The organism is Cytobacillus sp. FSL M8-0252, from assembly GCF_038007345.1.
In the GTDB taxonomy this organism is placed as follows: Bacteria; Bacillota; Bacilli; order Bacillales; family Cytobacillaceae; genus Cytobacillus; species Cytobacillus kochii.
Genome location: NZ_JBBOWZ010000001.1, coordinates 559861 through 578581, shown reverse-complemented (window position 1 = coordinate 578581; position 18721 = coordinate 559861). Strand labels below are relative to the sequence as shown.

Here is an 18721-nt window from a genome sequence, read left to right as displayed (position 1 = left end):
ATTTATTCCTTTATTATGAACAAAAGAACCATATCCATTCTATTAAAGTGCAAAAACCCTTATGGAGTAATCAGACTGATACTTCATAAGGGTGCATAATAGATTATTTGTATGTACCTTTAACGAAAAACAATTTCCACCTTTCCTAGCTTACTGAATTCCGCAGTAAACACATCTCCTTTTTGCGCAACGACTGCTGCGGATAAGGCACCTGATAAAATTACTTCTCCCGCTTTTAAAACAACATCATATTCAAATAACTTATTCGCTAACCATGCTACACATGCAGCTGGATGGCCTAAGACATCTGCACCTGTTCCCTTATTCGATAATTCACCATTTTTATAAAGGCTCATTTCGATTTTATTTAGCTCCAAACCACTAACATTAAATTTCTCATCTCCTAATACATAAAGCCCACAAGATGCATTATCAGCAACAGTGTCTTCTAATTTGATTTCCCAATTGTGAATACGGCTATCTACAATTTCTAATGAAGGAATAATATATTCAGTTGCGGATAAAACTTCCTCGGCTGTCACATGTGAGCCTTTTAAATCCTTATTAAGTACAAATGCAATTTCCCCTTCAACTTTTGGTTGGAAAAGTGAATCGATATCGATTGATCCCTTGTTGGGTATGCTCATACTATCTAATAAGTGACCGTAATCAGGTTGATCGACTCCTAAAAGTTCTTGCATCGCAAAGGATGTTAAACCAATCTTTTTACCAACAACTTTATGACCGTCTTTCACTTTCTGTTCAATTGCTCTTAGTTGGACTTGATATGCATCGTGAATAGTTAGGTTAGGATATTGATTAGTTAGTGGCTTAATCGCTGTTTTCGTTTGTTCAGCATGAAGTAAATGCTCGTATATTTGCTGTATACTAATCGTCTTTTGATTACTCAAATGATTAAACTCCCTTTCTTGTGAATATCAAAAAAACTTTGATAGTACATTTTTACACTTGTACTATCAAAGTCAGGTAAGACAAAACAAACTTACTTCACAGGTATTTTGCTAAAAAAGTCAATAATGACCTTATTGAACGCATCAACCTTTTCCCATTGCGGCCAATGGCCCGCGTCGTTAATAACGATTAATTCACTTCCGGGTATCATCTCTTGAATCGGCATAGCTTCCTCAACAGTTGAAGTTGGGTCATGGTCGGTCCATGCTAATAAGGTTGGCACATCAATCTTTCCACACCAAGAGGGGTCCCAGCTATATTTTTGTCTAAATTCTATTTCTTGTAAGGCGACAATATGATCAACTGCCTTTTGATAGGATGGTTGGGTATAGATGTTGTATCGTGCCTCTATCAGTTCATCCGTCACTTGACTCTTATCATACATTAGCCATTCAAGCCGCGTTTTCACATTTTCATAGTTTGCTTCTAGCACCGCCTTAACGGTAGATTCCTTCAGTTTTTTCATCACTTCAGCTTTGTTATTCACATTTCCAGGCGTATTTAATACTAAAGCTTTAGCAATGCCAGGGTGATGGGCTGCAAACCAGGCTGCAACCCATCCGCCTAGGGATTCACCAGATAAATAGACTTCCCTCAAATCTAAAGCTTGAATCACTCCTAATAGATGATCACTATAGCTATCAATTCCATATGGGTGGTTAGGCTTCTCCGTGTATCCATGCCCAAGCATATCAATACAAATGACGCGGAAGTGCTCACTTAATCCTCTAATATTCCGAGCATAGGCTTCTATATGACCACCTGTACCATGAAGCAAAATAAGTGGTTCACCAGTTCCTGCTTCTAGCACTCTCGTTCTTATTCCATTGGCATCGACATAATAATTTTTAAAAGCTAAATCGGCTAAATCATTCCAAATTGTCATCTGAACATCCTCCTTTATACTTTATGGAACTTAACAACACCCATTCCTGTCACCCACTCAGGGATGGGTTCATAACAGGCAACCTCTGGTTCAAACTCTTGCAAAATTCCAAGCAGCACAAGCCAATTATGTATCTCCTGGCCGCCATTTCCCCCATTTTCTTCTATATAATCTGGAGACCATTGTCTAAGTGCCTGATAATCTTTCTCTCTAATGTTTCGTAAAAATTTACGATCCCACTCTTCATTGACCGGTCCAGATTTCAAACTTGTCACACGTGTTTTACGCGTGTTTAAATATTCATCCAGCTCTTCAATCTGCTGACGACCATTTGTCAGAACTTTAATTAGCTCTTGATCCTCAGGTTTTTCACTATCAATCTTCGGAATCGGCACCCAATGAGAAATGCCGCCTGATGCCACAATCGCTACTTTTTTATCACTTTCCCATGTTTCAATTGCCTTACGAACCACTTCTCCGACTTGGAAGCACCGATCCATTGTCGGAAGTGGAGGGGCAGCTGTATTCACCGCAATCGGCACAACTGGAATATTTAAATCATCGTTTAAAAAGTGGACTGCTTGCGTATGACCATGATCCACTTTCATTCTCATGGAAAAAGCAAAGTCTACATTATTACCCAATCCTGTATCAAGTACATGCTTCGCTAACTCTTTCTCGACTGGAATTTGATATTCAGGAATTTCCCAATCTCCCCATCCTTCACAGCGATCAACTCCAATCGTGAAGGAGGGCATGTGATCATAAAAGTAACTATTAAAGTGATCATCAGATATAAGCACAATCACATCTGTCCCCATATCCTTAAGCCATTGTTTCATCTCAGTAACGGTATTTAGAAAGCGTTGTCCTTTTTCACCACCGCCAGCTTCATTTGTCATGATCATTGGGCTATGTGACATTGCTACTCCTGCTACTATTTCAGCCATAACTCCCACCTCTTATGTTTTACTGTTCATATCACGGCAGGCACATATCAACCCGCCAATGATTATTCAAAATGTAGATCTCCTAAAATAATGCTTGCCTGCAATGCTAAGAAAAGCTGACTACTTGTTTGGAGATCATTAATATCTGCTTCTAAAATTTTTCCGATTTTTTGTATACGATAACGTAAACCACCTAGTGATAAATTCATGATTTTTGCTGTTTTACACATATTTTGTCCATTTTTAATATAGATGTATAATGTTTTGGTAAGTTCTGATTCTTTCCCGCGATCGTACTCAACTAACTTTGACAACATCTTGTTACAGAAATGTCGGATATCTTCATTTTTGCCTGTACGAAATAATATTCCTACAGCACCCAAATCATCGAAGTACATGATGTCTTTTTGTTGATTATTCACATTCAATGAAATGAGTGCTTCATTGTATAGAATAGGAATATCTTCAAGCGATGTTGCTTTTGAACTTATGCCTATTTTAAAAGGATTTTGAGGATATTTCTCTTTAAGAAAATGAAGTAATTTCCGTATAAATTCATCGACGTTTATAAAATGCTTCGAGAACATATCTATAGGTAACAAAGCGGCAATGTTTTGTGCACCCTCTGATATGAGAATATTCAGATTACGTTCCATAAAATATCTTGAGAAAACTTCAATCAGATTCATTGCACCAATTGGTTCCTTTTCACTCGGATAAAAATCTGCATCCACTTTTAAAACGAGAAATTGATACTCTTTCCCTAAATCTACGCCAATATGTCTTGCCCTTTTGAACAACACGACAGGATTTAGACGATTATGAATCATGTCTTCTAACAGTCCACCTTTAATGTTTAACCTAAGCTCTGTATCTAAAATGGACTCCTTATTGTAGTTACTTACTGACCCAACCAAATGCATTTGTTTCATTTTCAACCAATCGAGTTCAGTAAAAGAAGGCTTAATAAAGGAGCAATATCCTACCACCTTCCCCTTTGAAATCATCGGTGCTATTAATCTCTTATGTTGATTAGATTGCTCCATTTCGACTACTTGCTGATTGTCTATCAGTTCATTCAATTTCGTCTGCATAGCTTTATTCTGATTGTTTTTCACAATGGTCTTTAATTGATTACTATATTGTTTAGCCAGTTCTGCATCTAACCCGACTGAATATAGGTAATTAAATCCTAAATCTTCAAGAATAATAGGATTATTGGTAAGTTGATAACATACATCAGCCAATCGTGCTTCGCCAACACCATTTAGGAAGTGTCCAATGGCTTCATTATTAAAATCTACAGCAGCTTGTAAATGATTTTTTTCTGTTAACACTCTATCTAAGCAATTCAAAAGCATTTGTGGCAATCCTGATTCGAATTCCTTCTCCGTGTAGTTAAAGTTGCCAAAATTTGAAGACATTTGTACAAATGCCTCTAAAGCTTCAGGATAATGAACCTTATTTTGCAATATACTCACCCACTTAAGAAAGTTACTAGTTGAATTAGTTACCCGAAAAATTAGTATTTTACAATTATTCTACTTCTTTTGGAAGTATCTGTCGATTAATGACTAGTGAGCCTAAGCAAAACAGGTAAAACACTATAGTCAAATAACTTAGCTAAGTTGGGGTTTCTATTGCTCTGAGCCCACCAATGATCCGCTTACTCGAACGTTCATTTATAATCCTTCAAAAGCTTTAACCTTTAATTTCTCCAACAGACCCTCACTACCTGTTTTTCTACGAATCCCGCGTATTCCCCAACCCCCATCAAAATTCAATACAGTGCCTGTAGCGGGAATATTGTCATCTCGAGAGGCAAAAAACACATAAGAACCTGCATAATCTTCTCCTTGCAAAATACGGCCGACTGGAGATGCTGCTGCGATATTCTCTTTACCTGCTTCCAAATCTTCGTCCTCATACCATTCCTTATACATGCTTGTGACAGAGCGGCTATCCATTTCTAATGAAGCAGGTCCTCTTAAATCTGTCATGGCACCGCCAATCGCAATTCCATTCACACGAACATAAGGAGCCAACTCAAAGGCCAACTGGCGGATTAACCCAACCACCGCATGTTTTGTGGAAGTGTAAAGCGGTCCTCCACCATTTGTATAAAACCCAGCATTGGAAACAGTAAAGATCATATTCCCTCTAGTTTCAGCCAGTTGTGGAAGACAGGCTTTAGCTGCTAATAAATATCCCTTCACATTGACATGAAATAATTCATCAAATGCTTGATCTAATTTATCTTCTGGAAGATCGACAAGTGCCATATTGTAATCCCAAATGCCTACATTTGCAATGAGGGTGTCAATTTTGCCAAAATGTTCGCTACACTGATTGACCGCTGACTTCAAATCACTCAGCTGTCGAACATCTCCAACAATGCCCATGACATCATTCCCAAATGTCTGCTCAAGCTCTTTTAGACGATCCACTGACTTATCAAATATTGCTACCTTCGCACCTTCAGACACGAAACGTTCTACAATCGCCCGGCCAACACCGGACGCTCCGCCTGTGATAAAGGCCACTTCATTTGTCAATTTCATCATTGTAGCTCCCCACTCGTGAAAATAAGTCAACCATCCATTACTTTGCTCTTACTTTGTTCTGCTTCAAAGTAACCATCCTCAAATGCCACAAATACATCCTCCCCCTCAACCTTTACCGGATATTTCTTCAAAGGTTTCCAAGGTGGAGCCATCTTTACTGCCCCCGTATGAGCGCAAAACTTCCCCATATGCAGTGAACAAACGATGACATCTCCATCTAAATAACCACCCTCGGACAGTGACCATTTGGCATGAGAACAGCGATCCTGTGTGGCAAGTACTTTACCATTCACATTAAACACTGCTACTGCCGTATCCCCTTCCACTACTTTTAATCCCTCATCATCTGGTAAATCAGACAAGGTGCAAACCTTTGTATATTTCATTCCATACATCCCCTTTCCTTGTTAATCATGTTTTTAGAAAAGCGCAAGGCGCCCGTAATCGCCGACAAGCATAAGATGAGTCGGCGGAAAGGTTGTTCCTTAACCTTTCCTGCGGATTGGCTTAGGCCATAGAGCCGATGGCGCCTGGAGCTAGATCTGAAAACCCACTAAAAAATTTTACACTTTCTTATATGTCAAAAAAAGACAGATAAGTTATTTGACAAAAGTGTACTCTGATCGATTAAAATCGTGCGGCGGGCTATTTTAAAACCCAATCCTCCCTCTGAACGTCTCAGCACATCCCTGCGCTCTCCTGGAAATATATCTGCCTGATTTTCAGAACGATTACGAAACACGATAAAGGATGACACGACTTCATACGTGTTCGGCTCCTCCGTCTCATTAATCATCACATTCGAAATGAGATGCCTTGTGCGCGATACTGGATTCTCTGCCCAGTTCACCCCAGATACTCTTGCCCGAATACGTCCGCGCATCGTTTCATAAGTATCGTCGTAATGCCCACCTTGTCCTATAGCCGTATACTCCTGAGCCATTTCTCTACCTAAACGGTTCATGCGAATCGGCATCCAATAATGAATATCTTTATCCATTAACCCTAACCACGCCTCAAACTCCGAATGGTCTAGTAGCTGTGCTTCCTTGTAATAAAACTGTTCAATTTCATGCTGCAGTTCCAAACTTGGGCTACTGTCTGCCCATTTAAACGGCTTAACCAGCTCTTTTACTTCCATCCTCTTTCACCCTCCTTTGTTTGACTAAACACTACTCACTTAACAGTTGCGGTTGTGGCCGGCTGCGGTCTCAATGTATCCCAACTTGACTCAGACATCATACGGACCCAATGAGAATAAAACCCTCTCGCCACATCTTCTGAAAATACATAGGATGTTTGACCAGGAAATTCCGGATTATTTTTCCCTTGTACATTTAACCCCATTTGCATAGCTAGTGGAGCTGTTTTTGACTTATAGCCACGAAGAGCGTTTTGAATCTCCACCCAGTTCTCTCCATCATCTTGCTCATATACACCACCGGCACTGAATGTGCGGACATTTTGTCTAGCCAGTTCATCCTTAATTTCCTGCGGTGCATCTTTATCAACAATGACAAATGCCCAGACTTCAATTTGATTCGGACCTTTTGGATGCCATGTGCGGACAGTATTCATTCCATAAGGAAGGAATGAACAGTTCGGGAAGATTGTCATATGACTTGCACCCATTCTGTGATAAGGCATTTTAGATTCTAATCGCTCTTTTGCCTTTTCAAATGCCGGACCTTCACTATAATACTTATCTACTAATGGACCGACACGCACCGAACCTCTTGCTGTATCAAGATAGAATCCACAACCATGACCGCCCCATTCAGAAAGAAACTGGTGACCTTTCATATGTGGTTGAAAAACAGACAAATCTTGATCTTCCGGCAACCCTGCTACTACTGCTGCCAAATGAGAAGTTGTAGCCGCATGGTACATATCACCTGCAAATTGCTCTGCCGCAAACTTCCAATTACAAGGAATCACCCACTTTTGCATCGTACCAATAACCTCTGTACCTGCCTCAGAGCGGTCCAGCATCGTATCCATATATGGTGTGGCATCACTTAAATATGTCAACAAATCCGGTGCCTCTGGGTCCCAATTGGCAAATACTAATCCTTTATATATCTCCACACGCGCCTGCAACGGCCCCCAATCTTCTTTCTTAAAATCAGAAGGAAACGCCTCTTCTTCAAATGGCACATTCACTAATTTGCCAGCTGTGTCATATGCCCAACCATGATACGTACAAGTGAACGCCTTCGCATTCCCACAATCAGCCCGGCAAATCCTCATCCCCCGATGTCGACACTGATTATGAAACACCTTAATACTGCCATCCCTCTGACGTACCATCACAACAGGATCTTCTCCCATATAAGTAGTTAAATAATCTCCCTTCTTAGGCACATGACTCTCATGACCAAGAAGCAACCACGAGCGACCAAAAACCCGCTCCAATTCCAACTCATATAACTCCTGATCCGTATAAATACGTGGATCGATTTTCCCCTGCTCTGCATCCACTAGTGAATGAATCGATTCTGATGTCCAATTTCCATTATTAAAACTCATAAACTAGAACCACCCTTTCCATTAAACTCCTAAATGAAATCGCTTTCTTAAACTAAGTTTAAAATCTTTTCCAACGAAAAAATACAACAACAATTGCTTTTTATGACTGTGTTTTCTGAATGTTTTGTATATAATTTTATACAGAAAATCCCATTTGATGATATATAACGAAGAGTTGTTGTAGGATTATAAAGGGTTATTATTAAAAGCACCATTTTTTTATGTATGTGATAAGAGAAGTTCATCTCAAATATTGATGTGGAAGCTTATCGAAATATCAAACATAATCTCGAGGGTAAAAGAAATTCCTAGGAATATCAAAGCCATTAAAAATGAAGTAGCAATATATTGCTTTAAGGAGGGAATAAAATTAAAAATATTGAAAGACTACAAAATACTCACATATAAATCTATTAAAAGTACAGTAAATTAAGTTCTACATATTATGAAAACTTTTAATTTGGAATAATATTCAAATTTTTATTGTCAGATCCATAGTTGGAATATGTATATTTACATGTAATTAAATACTAAAAAAGGGATTAATATTAAATTAATATTACCTAAATTCTTATTCTTTTCTTTTCAACCGTTTCAGAACCACTTCTATCTTACGCCGTACCAACCCATCAAGAAATTTTGAAGATGATTTTTTCTCTAATAAGGGAACGCTTGAAATATAACATTTGAAGATTTAGATAAGTTAAGTGATAATGAACTTGAAGTTTTAGTACTGTATACAGGAGAAGGTTCAGAAAAATTTAATGAAGAGATTTTAAATGATAATTTTGATTTTGAAGCAACTGTTGATGAATTAGATATATCCAAAATGGACGCGAATGAAAAAAACAAATTCATAGTACTCGCTAAAGAAACAGCAGCCATTTCTGGAACAGAAGAAGTAGACCTATTAGAAGAGGCACTAATAGGTCTCTTTGATGGAAATTCTGAAACATTTAATGATTTAGAAGCGACTCAAATCCAGTTAGAAGAGAATTATGCAGAAGTATTAGAAGGTGAAAAAATTGATTTTGTCTCTACAGTGAAAAATGTCCTTTTTGGTGCAGATACTGTTTATGAGCAAAAAAGAAAAAGGAAAAGTTGCTGTTGGTATATATGTTACGGGGGCAGCCTTTAACTTAGCAATAGCTGGGGTAGGTTGGCGGAGGTATATCAGCACTTAAAATTACATTAAAAAGAAGGGTATGAAGAAAGCTAAAGAAGGGCTTTCTAGAGTTGCTACAGCCCAGGCTAAAAAACTTAAGATTAAATCAATAAGAGGAGTTGCTATTGCAACAGTAATCGGTTCTGCTATTGGATTTGCATTAAACTATGGCGATCCTGGGACAGCAATAGCTACATTTATTGATGGAAGAGATTGGTATAAAAATAACGGATGGATTGATATAACAAAATGAGATATTTAGGGTATTTAATTTACTTTATTATTGCAACCATAGTATTTTACTATCTAAGTAGATTTGTAGAAAACCAAGACAGTGGTTCAATAGGACTTATTTTAGGTAATTTCCTGCGAGGTATTATTATTGTCGTAACAGGATATTTAGTTGTACTTGGATTACAAAGAAAACAAAAATAATTATTACTACTTCAGAAGCCTCCTAGAGATTAAAAAGGATGCTTCTGTGTTTTAACAAGGACGATTTAATTTAAATTTAAAACTGCCCCCCTAAAACCTTATCTTCCACATTAACAAAAGCCCTTCTCAATAGCACCGAATATATTTAATCCTAGTTTACCTGTGGAAATAAATTATACCTTGTAAAATAAAAAGAGGTCTCCAAGCTGTTTGTACAACGCCCGATAACCTCTAATTATTTATCCAATTTTCCCTACTTTAAGTTACTGTAAATTAAAGAAAACCTGTCCGCCTAACATTTCTTCATAGCGAAGTTGCGCATTTTCTCCTGTTTTCACTAAACCAGATATATAACCTTCTTTTTCGTTCCCCACATACATCTCGAAGCTAAAATCCGGTTCCGTTGTTCCATAAACATCCCCACTATAAATATCTCCGCTCTCACTTACCATTTCAAAGTTCATGATCCCATCAATATAGAAGGATAAGTCTTCTGTTTCAGATTCAACAAATTTCACTTTCGTTTCGGCTAATACCCATTCATATCCTTCTGGAGCCTCTTCATTGTACTCATTCATGGATTTTAATTTTTGGTAGGCTTCATCCCCGCGAATAACATCTTTTACTGTTAAATCAAATTTAATTGCGTACGTATTACCTTCATCATCATACAACTCATCATCTACTGTAGCCGTTTTCTGGAAAGGTACAGGATTTGTTCGTGAACCAAGTTTTGATTTTGACTCTTCTTCTTTCTCTACTTCTTCTGGTTGTGCAGTTTCACCTTGTTGATTCTCTTCGTTCACTTCTGTACCTTTTGTATCCTGCCCACAGGCCGCGAGAAAAACGACCATTATTAATCCTAAAATAAGTAGTTTGAAACTGTTGTTCAAATTTCTTCCTCCTCTTGAATGAAAAACACCCTATTCCACACCCTATTCCATAAAACATAAAAAACGAACCTGACTTAAGGCCAGGGTTCTACTCTGTTCCTTCTTCTGTTTCTCCCATTTCTTCTAAAGCATCAGGATAAATAACTTCATCGAAAACCTCTTCTGTTACTTCATCTTTCACAGATACCGTTACCTTATAATCTTCTGGATTCGCTCCATTAAACATTTGATACATAGAACCTTGTAAACCTAAACCAAATATAGCAAATCCATCCATGCTATTTTCATAAGATTCTTTATCTACCAATAAAGTAAACTCTGTGAATGATTTATTATGAGTAACATCCTTGATTGAGACATAATCTTCGCTACTTTTCATCTCTTCTATTGAATCTGTGATAGATGTTCCCATTTCTGTCATCATTTTTTTGTGTTCAGATTTAGGCATTTTATAAGTGAGAGATCCATCTTCATTTTTTGTGACTTCACTTACTCCCTCTTTTTTAGCTTCAGCAATAACTGTGTCTATATCTTCTCCTTCAAAAAAAGAAGCTGGTAGTGTTAATTCCACATTTAAGAGACCTTTATCGACGTTTACTGCTCCTTCTTTTTCTTCTTGCTTTTGATCTGTTGATTTTTCACCTTCTGCTGATTCATTCGAACAGGCAACAAGGAAAATCACCAATAGTACAAGTAAACAGCTTAATTTTTTCATAAATATTTCCCCCTATCTCTCTCTAATAACTAATGCAATAATGCTATTCTATTATACTAATATCCACTTTTAGATTATCCATGTATTTATTGGCATTTTTGCACTCAATTTATTATTTTGTACATATTAAGCTGCATATTCAGAAGCCTTTATATTACTTATCAGCATTTCATTAATAAAATTTACAGTTTTTACATTATTCTATAAAAACGAACCTTAGTATAAAGATCGCAACTCAGCTTTTACGCCATAAGCATACCTCACTTCTTGCAGAGGTTAGTTTTGCACTTTATCGAATTATGGATATAACGATTATTAAATAACGAAAATACCAATTTTTCTTCACGGGATTGCCCGGAGAAAACCAATGGAGTGTTACATCATTAAGAAGGGTACTTAAGGAAAGAAATTTAAAATAACTTGAAAAAGATTAGCTTAACCTGTTGTTAATAATCGCTAAAAACTTAGGAAAATTATTGTTGCTAAAAAAAGGGGATACAAAGGTTAAAAGATCAACAAGAAAAAAAAAGAAGCCTCTAAAAGTTCATGAACTTTTGAGAAGCCTCGATTTTTAAAGTTATCGTTGCAACATAATCTAATTACAAATACTTATATAAAAAGGGGGGAAGCGGGAAAATTACATCATGCTGTTAATTTATTAACATTTAAAATACCTTCTAATTTCAGTTAAAATCCTTATTATCTTAATAACAATAAAAAATATAAATAGGTTTACTCAAAACATTACCAACTCGGTCGCTTTTCGGATACCAAATAATAATATTTATTCATTACTATTCTCTGAATTTTTTTCATCAATACTGTACTGAAAGAACTCTGTAAATTTTAAGTCTCTCTTATACAGCCTCTTTTTTAAATAATTGATTGCAAATTCATCACACTCAAACCATTCGCTTAAATTAAATAATGAATGCCTATACCTTTTGAAATTTTTTAGATATATTGCTCAAGCTTATACGTACTAGAAGTCTCTAACCTTAGAGAACTTCTTTAAATGTGTAACTTTAAATAACTCTCAAATATTTTTTTGGTTTTTTAAAATTTCGAAGTAACACTAAATGAAGATACGCCAATTTTCTTGATATTGTGTCCCACTATTATTCGTTATTACTGTTTTATTCAAGAATTCACCAATCCATGTTTACTTCATGATCAAACAATTTAAATTCATATGTTAAGAAAAGTTCAAGGTTTTCCTCTGATTTTATAGCTTCTGTAAGACGTTTAATATATTCATCGTCATATCTAATGTCTAGCCCGCTTTTTAAAATAGCTAATGGCCGTTTCCAATCTGACCCAAATAGAAAACTTTCATATTCATCTATTATTTTACATATCTCATCAAAGTCAATATCATTAACTGGTAGTATAGAGTATATCCCTCTATCACTTTCTGAAGGTTGAACAGGAATTACTCCAACACCCTCAATATGGGGATAAAAAGAACCTTTTTTCTTTTCAAACCCTCCATGAGCATATTTATTTCTTAATTCCTTCAAATATTTTAATTTATCAAACCAATGCATATATACAGGATTATCATGTGGATTAAATATACGATTATATTTTTTTGTCCAGTTAGCTGAATGTAAATCAGTAATTTTTTCTAAACTCTTATTAAACTTTTTAAAGGGTAGTAATAAAATTAAAATGTTTTCATGGAAGCTAAAATAGGCATCTAACATAGATTGGGTATTGAAAATTACTTCTTTATGTTTCTCTATATCACGTAGACTCATTAGTTCATGGCTAATAGGTTTTAGTTCTTTTACCTTTTCTCTAAAATATAAATATCTCTGTCGTAATAAACCTGAATTGTTTTCTAATGTGAAATTACCATCATTAATGGCTTCCTCAATTACTGATTTTAGTAATAAATTGGTTATTCTACCTGCACTACTTAGTTTTTTAAACAATTCATCAATTACATTCTCTTCTTGTATCTCAGTGGTTAAAATAAGTCCAAGTTTTTCGTATGAGAATACACAATAATAATTCTGATATCTAAACGAAATGTCATATAGGGTTTTATCGCTTTCTTTATAACTATAGTCAAATCCCTTTAATTTACAAAAAATAATAAAAATCATATAAGGTTCTATATATTCAACACTAAGATGCTTAACTTTATACGAATACATTTTTCCACCAATATTTTCTTCCAATATTGCTTCAGTTATGTCAGCTGTACATTTTTTAAAGTTGTCCCATAGCACCGGGTTCTCCACTATTACCTTGTCTTTGATTGACATATGTACACCTCTTTCCCTTTCAAAGTCAATCATTCCTCGAATCGTTTCCGCACCCCACTTAAACTTATTGGTGCTTTAACAAAGGTTAAAGAAAAATTAATTTTTTATTATTAGTTTACAATATCGATTATAGTACTGTAAGTAGACCAATACCACTGATTTTGTTTAAATCAAAAAGAAGCTTCCATTAAGAAAATTCTAATGAAAGCTTCCTTTTAATAAGGTTTCGGTCACTTTTTCCGGACTTTAATATTTAAATCATCCATCAATCCCTAATATACTAAGGGATTCGTTATATCATACCATACCGCCCATAACGTTTTATGCTTAACATCTTTAACAGCATCTCATGAATTGGTGTTACAGCAGGCTTAAGGGAGCTAATAAGTGTAATATCTTTAACGAATACGTATCATCAAGTAAAAAAGCCTGACTTCCTTGAAAAACAGGGCAGTCAGACTTCTGTACTGGTATGATTCCTACTGGGTTAGAACCCACGAACTCTATCCTTCAAAATTGTTGAGTTATTTTTAAGTATTTAAATGGATTAAATAAGTTAATGAAGTACTCTTTAATAACAGATATATCAATTGCTGCAGTGTAATGTGTTTTTAAATAAGTTAAATAACTTTGAAAAAGCTACAAGAAAAAATGAGAAGAATGACCTTGCTTTCGTCCTTTTTATAATGTATATTTTTGAAGGTTACTTCAAATTCAGCTGATTAATCATAAAAAATAATATCCAATTTATACATTACTTCCGTTATCAACAAATTCAACCTCAAAAAATATATTTTCCATTGTAGAAATAAATTCTTCTTTAAAACCATGAATACTTTTGTGTGTAACATATACATCTAGTTGTTTTTTCGCTCGAGAACATCCAACATAAAATAGTTTATATGCCAATAACGCTCCATCAACTCTGTTTACTGTTCTAATACATTTTATAAAGTTTGTAACGTTTGATTTATCCTCAAACGCGGAAAACTCCTTGCCAAAAAACTCTTCATATAATCGCTTATTTTGCATAAGAGAACTTTTCATATTAAAAAAACATGACGTACATTGTTGCTCATACTGTTTATAATCAGCAGCTTTTAATTCTGAAACTTTTTTTCCTGTAGAATAACTAAAGGATTTGATATGCCTTCTTATTTCTTTATTTATAAATGTTAATTCTTGATAATTAAACAAATTTTTAGAAAATAACTCTAAGAAAAAATACATTTTGACATTTGGATTACTTGTACCATCAGAAACCTTTAAAGCAACATAATCATAACCTTCCCCTTTAACTGCGTGTTGAGTTGAAAATTTAGGATTTTTCATTTCTTTATAACAATTTACAAACTCATTGAACTTTACCGAATAAATTTTATTTTTAAATTCTAAATCTTCATCAATATGACTAATAACCATATCAATATGCAAAGTATCAATAATTTCATTTTCACGCATAAAACTTAATAATTTTTCCAAGGTTATATCTCTTTTAGTTTCTTTACTCAATTCACTCAGATGGTATGCAACTTTTATTTTGTCTGAATGATTTTTAATATTCCATAGTTCTTTATTTGCAAACTTAAAGTTTGTTATTTTTTGGATTAATGGTCCAAATTGTTGATTATCGAATAAATCACTTACTTCCATAATAAAATTTAAAAGAACCATTAAATCATCAGGATTATCCATCGTCAAATTTAACAAAATCTCTTTAGAATTATATTTATCGTGTAATTTATATCGTTCATTGTATGCACGATATAAATTATATGCCCCTATTGCTTTAAATAGATCACTATTATACAAAACTAGCTGCAAGGCATCCTGATGTATTCTTATATTACTTAAATCTTCTACTATGTGTATCTTAGGTTTCCCTTCTGCAACTTTTTGAGGGTTTTGCTGGTATAAAGAATCATAATATATATTATTTAGTACCCTGACAATATTTCCTTGCGAGCGCCAATTATTTTTCAAAGAATATTCTCTCACGAAACTATGATTAATTATTTCTTGAAAATCTTCAACCCGATCTTTATAGATTTGTTGCATTTCATCTCCTAATATAACTAATTTTGTTTCACTATCTAAACATGAATTGTAAAACAACTCCAAAACTTCTGAATGTGTATCTTGATATTCATCAATAAAAATATATGAAAATCTTTGAGAAATAGATTTATTTAATTTAGGAAACTTTTCGAATACTGCCTTCGAAAATATTAATAAATCATCATGGGACAACTTACCATAGAGAAAAGAAGTAAATTGTGTCTCTCCATACTCTATATAATTAATATTTTCTATAATTGTTTGTTTTGTGATTGTAAAGTTCTCTTCTAAGTTATTTTTTTCTTTGTATCTTTTTAACTTAACTACTTCTTTTTCATCCTTACTTTCTAGAATTGTACATATATTCTCTTCGAAAAATTCAACAAAGTACTCTATTATGGGCTTTAGCTTAAAAAAAGCCTTCATGAAATTTCCAATAAATGAATGTATAGTACTTATTTCTACTCGTTCACTTATAATTTTCTCACTTAACTGTTTAGCTGCTCTATTAGTGTATGTTATACATAATATTTTTTTGCTAGGAGTCATTAGGAGTTTTCTTATACTTTTGGATACTGCAGTAGTTTTCCCACTTCCAGCAGGTGCATTAACTAAAGTAAACTGTTCAGTAATATTTAATCCTTCAGCCAATCTAATCCCTCCTCAATATAATTTGGGATTGCATTGTTTATATTTCCGGATTCAATTAAGGCGTACATAGAATCCGTTTTATTGTTTAATTTATCAATCCTGTCCCTTAAAGATGTTTCTGCTTTATTAGTATTAGATAATAATAACTGCTTATCTTCAATTATTAATTGGAAGTCTTTTTTAGTAATCTTTGAAAACACTGTTTCGAAATCTAAAAGTTTATGTAATAATGCATCTTCTAAAGTACGTGCATAACCATCAGTATCTGTTTGAAATTTTAAACAGACTTTATTATTTGACAAAAATTCCCCCTTTTTTTCCTTGGATTTTTTAAAAATTTCAGAAATAATGAATTCTCCTACAATTTTTTTTATTGTTTCATTAGACGTCTCTCGCTTTATAACTTCTTCAAGGACTAAGTCTGTTTCCTTCTGAATATCTTCTTTATTATATTCATAGTCTATATCAGTAAATATTAATGTTTTAATCTCTAAAAAATTTATCAGCTCCAAATACTTATGTGCATATGCTCCCCCTACCTGGATATACGATATATATTGCGAAGAAAGATTTTCATACTCTTTCATATTAGAGATAAGATATTTAAACAATAATCTTTCCGCATCTCCTTCAAATAAAATTAATTTATCAGCAAAGACCATTTCAACCATATTGAACTGGAAGAATTTTTCATAAAAATTCCTGTCTATACCAGGCGAATTCATAAAACTGTGCAAGTCATATACTTTTGATTCAGCATGTCCGTTTGATCTTAAAACACGTATATTATTTAAACCAATTATTTTCGTCATCTCACTTGAATGAGTTGTAATTAACATTTGGAAAGGAACACTGTTCTCTTCCATTACTTTTGCTTCTGTTACTTCTACTTCTACTGTTGCTGCTGCTTCTGCTGCTGCTGCTTCCATTACTTCTGCTGCTGCTTCCACCACTTCCGCTACTATTTCTGCTGTTTTATTAATAACACTTACATACCTAATAAAAATATTTTCCATTTGAGGGTGAAGATGTGCTTCAGGTTCTTCAAATACCAATAAATTCACTTTTTTAGCATCTATTTTCTCACTAAAAATCTGTCCTTCTAATAATAAATAAATTAGATTACTGTATCCAAGACCTTGTTTTTGTTCTTTTATTCTTACCCCTTCGTCTTGTTCAAAGTAAATATGTATAAAATCAAGTAATACCTTTTCTATGTCTTTATTTTCCAATCTAAAATCAATTCCTAGCTTTCCAGTGTTACCCCCATTTGTTTTTGAAAAGCTGACAAGAGTTGATTTTACATGTTGGAGTGTTATTGTATCAATCTCTTTTGATAAATTTTGCTGATTCAATAATGTATTAATGCTTTTGATTAAGGTTTTTAAATTTTCTTTCCAATTGTGATTATTTTTAACCGTTTTAAGTAAATGTTTGCTTAAAAAGTTTTGTTTCTCTTCCGATGTATCTGCTAACTTTCTTACAGCATACACACAATGATAATTAAATAAATTATAAAAATCAGCTTTATCTATAATCTGTACCTTGTTTTGAAAATGCTCATCGCAATAATAAATCTTAGATTGCAGGTAAGAATATATCTCTTTAAAATCTACCTCGCCTTTTAAAATATCTATAATATCTTTTTCTTTAACAGGTGTGTATTCATATTCAATTATGAAATAAAAGTTTCTTTTTGTTATATCCACATCTGCCAAATAACTCGAAAAGTTTTCAAGATCATCATCATCATCATACTTAATTACTAAACCAATCGTTATTTTATTTAGTTTTTTATGTATTTTTTGTAACTCTTCAATTTTTTCTTCGTTAACCATACTGTCATCTTTAATAATTTTTTCTAATATTGCTTCATCTTCTAAACGTAATTTACTATTCATATCTTCAATGTTTATTGAATTTCTTTTCTCTTTTATAAAAATATTAGACATTAGTTCCACTAAAGAGGTTTTTCCGGAGTTATTTGCACCCGCAATTGCAGTAATTTGATTATCCAGAGTTATCGTCTCACAAAAGAATTTTCTATAGTTTTTTATAACTATTTTTTCTATTTCAATCATTTCCACAACCCCCAATATAATCCTTTAATAACAATAATAACAAAAAACTCTGCTTTTTACTCATTTAATCGTTACAAAAGTCCAATTACTTTTTCCTTAGCAAGGTGTTTAGAATTAAGTTTTTTGATTCTTACTAAACTAAAACTCGTTAGCCGTTCATGCAGCAAAAAACAATACATTAAAGAAATATTACTTTTTATATGATAATTTTATTATTATAATCGGAGCATTTTCTTGATATTATCCTTTCGAATTAAGAAACTCTATTCTTTATCAAATATGGCCATAATTGCTACTATACTTGTGTATTAAATAACTCTAATAGCCTTCCACTCGATTAAGCGAATGAAAGGCTTGACTTTATTAGATTAAAAATTAAGAGCTTTATTACCCTTACACACAAACAGTAATTGGTGAATTTATAATTTAAATAGGTCTGGTGATCAAGGTAATCATAAAGAATTTAAATATAGTGATAAAAACTCAAAAAAGGCATATCAACAATTTTTTGAAACACCGCTTAATTAAGTAGTTAAACACATGTTTCGT

The 18721-nt window shown here is 33.8% G+C and carries 15 protein-coding genes; 2 read left to right on the top strand and 13 right to left on the bottom strand.

The window, feature by feature from the left end:
• Window positions 1–119: 119 nt before the first annotated feature.
• The 8 genes from MKX83_RS03060 to MKX83_RS03025 all read right to left on the bottom strand — a co-directional run bounded on the left by MKX83_RS03060 (window position 120) and on the right by MKX83_RS03025 (window position 7901).
• On the bottom strand, window positions 120–911 hold the full coding sequence (locus MKX83_RS03060; protein WP_341053981.1) for a 2-keto-4-pentenoate hydratase: 792 nt from the start codon (window positions 909–911) through the stop codon (window positions 120–122).
• Between the two features lie 92 nt (window positions 912–1003).
• Window positions 1004–1858 (bottom strand): alpha/beta fold hydrolase, encoded by an 855-nt coding sequence (locus tag MKX83_RS03055; protein ID WP_095370773.1) that lies wholly within the window; start codon window positions 1856–1858, stop codon window positions 1004–1006.
• Window positions 1859–1872: 14 nt separating this feature from the next.
• On the bottom strand, window positions 1873–2808 hold the full coding sequence (locus MKX83_RS03050; protein WP_095370774.1) for a DODA-type extradiol aromatic ring-opening family dioxygenase: 936 nt from the start codon (window positions 2806–2808) through the stop codon (window positions 1873–1875).
• A 62-nt stretch (window positions 2809–2870) separates the two neighbouring features.
• Window positions 2871–4280, bottom strand: coding sequence for a PucR family transcriptional regulator (locus MKX83_RS03045; protein ID WP_340977639.1), 1410 nt, complete (start codon window positions 4278–4280; stop codon window positions 2871–2873).
• 210 nt (window positions 4281–4490) lie between these two features.
• Window positions 4491–5372: a 3-(cis-5,6-dihydroxycyclohexa-1,3-dien-1-yl)propanoate dehydrogenase gene (hcaB, locus tag MKX83_RS03040; RefSeq protein WP_341053977.1), complete on the bottom strand. Its 882-nt coding sequence runs from the start codon at window positions 5370–5372 to the stop codon at window positions 4491–4493.
• Window positions 5373–5398: 26 nt separating this feature from the next.
• Window positions 5399–5758, bottom strand: coding sequence for a non-heme iron oxygenase ferredoxin subunit (locus tag MKX83_RS03035; protein WP_095370776.1), 360 nt, complete (start codon window positions 5756–5758; stop codon window positions 5399–5401).
• A gap of 194 nt (window positions 5759–5952) precedes the next feature.
• Window positions 5953–6459, bottom strand: coding sequence for an aromatic-ring-hydroxylating dioxygenase subunit beta (locus MKX83_RS03030; RefSeq protein ID WP_341053975.1), 507 nt, complete (start codon window positions 6457–6459; stop codon window positions 5953–5955).
• Window positions 6460–6548: 89 nt separating this feature from the next.
• Window positions 6549–7901 (bottom strand): aromatic ring-hydroxylating dioxygenase subunit alpha, encoded by a 1353-nt coding sequence (locus MKX83_RS03025; RefSeq protein ID WP_289432755.1) that lies wholly within the window; start codon window positions 7899–7901, stop codon window positions 6549–6551.
• A gap of 829 nt (window positions 7902–8730) precedes the next feature.
• On the opposite strand from MKX83_RS03025, the gene MKX83_RS03020 reads away from it, so the two are divergent.
• The gene (locus MKX83_RS03020; protein WP_341053973.1) at window positions 8731–9039 is read left to right on the top strand and encodes a hypothetical protein; all 309 of its coding nucleotides are present in this window, start codon (window positions 8731–8733) and stop codon (window positions 9037–9039) included.
• A gap of 67 nt (window positions 9040–9106) precedes the next feature.
• Window positions 9107–9319 (top strand): hypothetical protein, encoded by a 213-nt coding sequence (locus tag MKX83_RS03015; protein WP_341053971.1) that lies wholly within the window; start codon window positions 9107–9109, stop codon window positions 9317–9319.
• A gap of 445 nt (window positions 9320–9764) precedes the next feature.
• Here the strand turns inward: MKX83_RS03015 and MKX83_RS03010 are convergent, their stop codons facing one another.
• The 5 genes from MKX83_RS03010 to MKX83_RS02990 all read right to left on the bottom strand — a co-directional run bounded on the left by MKX83_RS03010 (window position 9765) and on the right by MKX83_RS02990 (window position 18172).
• Window positions 9765–10394: a hypothetical protein gene (locus MKX83_RS03010; protein WP_341053970.1), complete on the bottom strand. Its 630-nt coding sequence runs from the start codon at window positions 10392–10394 to the stop codon at window positions 9765–9767.
• 88 nt (window positions 10395–10482) lie between these two features.
• The gene (locus MKX83_RS03005; RefSeq protein WP_322910517.1) at window positions 10483–11109 is read right to left on the bottom strand and encodes a hypothetical protein; all 627 of its coding nucleotides are present in this window, start codon (window positions 11107–11109) and stop codon (window positions 10483–10485) included.
• A gap of 1148 nt (window positions 11110–12257) precedes the next feature.
• Window positions 12258–13382: a hypothetical protein gene (locus tag MKX83_RS03000; protein ID WP_341053968.1), complete on the bottom strand. Its 1125-nt coding sequence runs from the start codon at window positions 13380–13382 to the stop codon at window positions 12258–12260.
• A gap of 747 nt (window positions 13383–14129) precedes the next feature.
• Window positions 14130–16091, bottom strand: a complete 1962-nt coding sequence (locus MKX83_RS02995; protein WP_341053966.1) for a UvrD-helicase domain-containing protein — start codon at window positions 16089–16091, stop codon at window positions 14130–14132.
• Complete coding sequence (locus tag MKX83_RS02990; protein WP_341053964.1) at window positions 16076–18172, bottom strand: AAA family ATPase; 2097 nt, start codon at window positions 18170–18172, stop codon at window positions 16076–16078. Before MKX83_RS02990 ends, MKX83_RS02995 begins: the two co-directional genes overlap by 16 nt.
• Window positions 18173–18721: the final 549 nt, after the last annotated feature.

Coding starts and splice junctions, on each gene's coding strand:
- MKX83_RS03055 (WP_095370773.1), bottom strand. CDS start 1,858: ATGACAATTTGGAATGATTTAGCCGATTTAGCTTTTAAAAATTATTAT.
- MKX83_RS03050 (WP_095370774.1), bottom strand. CDS start 2,808: ATGGCTGAAATAGTAGCAGGAGTAGCAATGTCACATAGCCCAATGATC.
- hcaB (WP_341053977.1), bottom strand. CDS start 5,372: ATGATGAAATTGACAAATGAAGTGGCCTTTATCACAGGCGGAGCGTCC.
- MKX83_RS03035 (WP_095370776.1), bottom strand. CDS start 5,758: ATGAAATATACAAAGGTTTGCACCTTGTCTGATTTACCAGATGATGAG.
- MKX83_RS03025 (WP_289432755.1), bottom strand. CDS start 7,901: ATGAGTTTTAATAATGGAAATTGGACATCAGAATCGATTCATTCACTA.
- MKX83_RS03020 (WP_341053973.1), top strand. CDS start 8,731: ATGGACGCGAATGAAAAAAACAAATTCATAGTACTCGCTAAAGAAACA.
- MKX83_RS03015 (WP_341053971.1), top strand. CDS start 9,107: ATGAAGAAAGCTAAAGAAGGGCTTTCTAGAGTTGCTACAGCCCAGGCT.
- MKX83_RS03005 (WP_322910517.1), bottom strand. CDS start 11,109: ATGAAAAAATTAAGCTGTTTACTTGTACTATTGGTGATTTTCCTTGTT.
- MKX83_RS03000 (WP_341053968.1), bottom strand. CDS start 13,382: ATGTCAATCAAAGACAAGGTAATAGTGGAGAACCCGGTGCTATGGGAC.
- MKX83_RS02990 (WP_341053964.1), bottom strand. CDS start 18,172: ATGATTGAAATAGAAAAAATAGTTATAAAAAACTATAGAAAATTCTTT.